We start from the raw sequence: 3,014 nt of genomic DNA on the forward strand, positions 1-3,014 counted from the left end.
TTGTTCCTTGAAAACTAGATAATAGATAGAAGGCAATTAATTTTTTTCAAAGCATCTGTAAGATCTTTTTTAACGGTTAAGTTAGAAAGGGCGCACGGTGGATGCCTTGGCACTAGGAGCCGATGAAGGACGGGACTAACACCGATATGCTTCGGGGAGCTGTAAGTAAGCTTTGATCCGGAGATTTCCGAATGGGGAAACCCACTGTTCGTAATGGAACAGTATCTTTACCTGAATACATAGGGTACTGAAGGCAGACCCGGGGAACTGAAACATCTAAGTACCCGGAGGAAGAGAAAGCAAACGCGATTTCCTGAGTAGCGGCGAGCGAAACGGAATTAGCCCAAACCAAGAGGCTTGCCTCTTGGGGTTGTAGGACACTCAACATGGAGTTACAAAGGAACGGGGTAAATGAAGCGACCTGGAAAGGTCCGTCGAAGAAGGTAAAAACCCTGTAGTTGAAACTTCGTTCCCTCCTGAGTGGATCCTGAGTACGGCGGGACACGAGAAATCCCGTCGGAAGCAGGGAGGACCATCTCCCAAGGCTAAATACTCCCTAGTGACCGATAGTGAACCAGTACCGTGAGGGAAAGGTGAAAAGCACCCCGGAAGGGGAGTGAAATAGATCCTGAAACCGTGTGCCTACAAGTAGTCAAAGCCCGTTAATGGGTAATGGCGTGCCTTTTGTAGAATGAACCGGCGAGTTACGATTTCATGCGAGGTTAAGTTGATGAGACGGAGCCGCAGCGAAAGCGAGTCTGAATAGGGCGAATGAGTATGAGGTCGTAGACCCGAAACCAGGTGATCTACCCATGTCCAGGGTGAAGTTCAGGTAACACTGAATGGAGGCCCGAACCCACGCACGTTGAAAAGTGCGGGGATGAGGTGTGGGTAGCGGAGAAATTCCAATCGAACCTGGAGATAGCTGGTTCTCTCCGAAATAGCTTTAGGGCTAGCCTCAAGATGAGAGTATTGGAGGTAGAGCACTGATTGGACTAGGGGCCCCCAACGGGTTACCGAATTCAGTCAAACTCCGAATGCCAAATACTTATTCTTGGGAGTCAGACTGCGAGTGATAAGATCCGTAGTCGAAAGGGAAACAGCCCAGACCACCAGCTAAGGTCCCAAAGTATACGTTAAGTGGAAAAGGATGTGGAGTTGCTTAGACAACCAGGATGTTGGCTTAGAAGCAGCCACCATTTAAAGAGTGCGTAATAGCTCACTGGTCGAGTGACTCCGCGCCGAAAATGTACCGGGGCTAAACGTATCACCGAAGCTGTGGATTGACACCGTATGGTGTCGATGGTAGGAGAGCGTTCTAAGGGCGTTGAAGTCAGACCGGAAGGACTGGTGGAGCGCTTAGAAGTGAGAATGCCGGTATGAGTAGCGAAAGAAGGGTGAGAATCCCTTCCACCGAATGCCTAAGGTTTCCTGAGGAAGGCTCGTCCGCTCAGGGTTAGTCGGGACCTAAGCCGAGGCCGAAAGGCGTAGGCGATGGACAACAGGTTGATATTCCTGTACCACCTATACATCGTTTGAACGATGGGGGGACGCAGAAGGATAGGGTAAGCGCGCTGTTGGATATGCGCGTCCAAGCAGTTAGGCCGGAAACGAGGCAAATCCCGTTTCCATTAAGGCGGAGCTGTGATGGCGAGGGAAATATAGTACCGAAGTTCCTGATTCCACGCTGCCAAGAAAAGCCTCTAGTGAGATGTAAGGTGCCCGTACCGCAAACCGACACAGGTAGGCGAGGAGAGAATCCTAAGGTGTGCGAGAGAACTCTCGTTAAGGAACTCGGCAAAATGACCCCGTAACTTCGGGAGAAGGGGTGCTTTTTAGGGTGAATAGCCCAGAAAAGCCGCAGTGAATAGGCCCAGGCGACTGTTTAGCAAAAACACAGGTCTCTGCGAAGCCGCAAGGCGAAGTATAGGGGCTGACACCTGCCCGGTGCTGGAAGGTTAAGGGGAGAGGTTAGCGCAAGCGAAGCTTTGAACCGAAGCCCCAGTAAACGGCGGCCGTAACTATAACGGTCCTAAGGTAGCGAAATTCCTTGTCGGGTAAGTTCCGACCCGCACGAAAGGTGTAACGATCTGGGCACTGTCTCAACGAGAGACTCGGTGAAATTATAGTACCTGTGAAGATGCAGGTTACCCGCGACAGGACGGAAAGACCCCGTGGAGCTTTACTGCAGCCTGATATTGAATTTTGGTACAGCTTGTACAGGATAGGTAGGAGCCTGAGAAGCCGGAGCGCCAGCTTCGGTGGAGGCGTTGGTGGGATACTACCCTGGCTGTATTGAAATTCTAACCCGCGCCCCTTATCGGGGTGGGAGACAGTGTCAGGTGGGCAGTTTGACTGGGGCGGTCGCCTCCTAAAGAGTAACGGAGGCGCCCAAAGGTTCCCTCAGAATGGTTGGAAATCATTCGTAGAGTGTAAAGGCACAAGGGAGCTTGACTGCGAGACCTACAAGTCGAGCAGGGACGAAAGTCGGGCTTAGTGATCCGGTGGTTCCGCATGGAAGGGCCATCGCTCAACGGATAAAAGCTACCCCGGGGATAACAGGCTTATCTCCCCCAAGAGTCCACATCGACGGGGAGGTTTGGCACCTCGATGTCGGCTCATCGCATCCTGGGGCTGTAGTCGGTCCCAAGGGTTGGGCTGTTCGCCCATTAAAGCGGTACGCGAGCTGGGTTCAGAACGTCGTGAGACAGTTCGGTCCCTATCCGTCGCGGGCGCAGGAAATTTGAGAGGAGCTGTCCTTAGTACGAGAGGACCGGGATGGACGCACCGCTGGTGTACCAGTTGTCTTGCCAAAGGCATAGCTGGGTAGCTACGTGCGGACGGGATAAGTGCTGAAAGCATCTAAGCATGAAGCCCCCCTCAAGATGAGATTTCCCATGGCGCAAGCTAGTAAGATCCCTGAAAGATGATCAGGTTGATAGGTCAGAGGTGGAAGCATGGTGACATGTGGAGCTGACTGATACTAATAGATCGAGGACTTAACCAACGCTTTT

Annotated in this window: 1 rRNA gene; it reads left to right on the forward strand. The window is 52.1% G+C overall.

Annotated elements, in window-relative coordinates:
- Positions 1-74: 74 nt before the first annotated feature.
- A 23S ribosomal RNA gene (locus ACFX4H_RS26765) occupies positions 75-3,007 on the forward strand.
- The last annotated feature ends 7 nt before the right edge of the window (positions 3,008-3,014 follow it).

Source organism: Peribacillus sp. YIM B13477 (genome assembly GCF_042787955.1).
Lineage (GTDB): Bacteria > Bacillota > Bacilli > Bacillales > DSM-1321 > Peribacillus > Peribacillus frigoritolerans.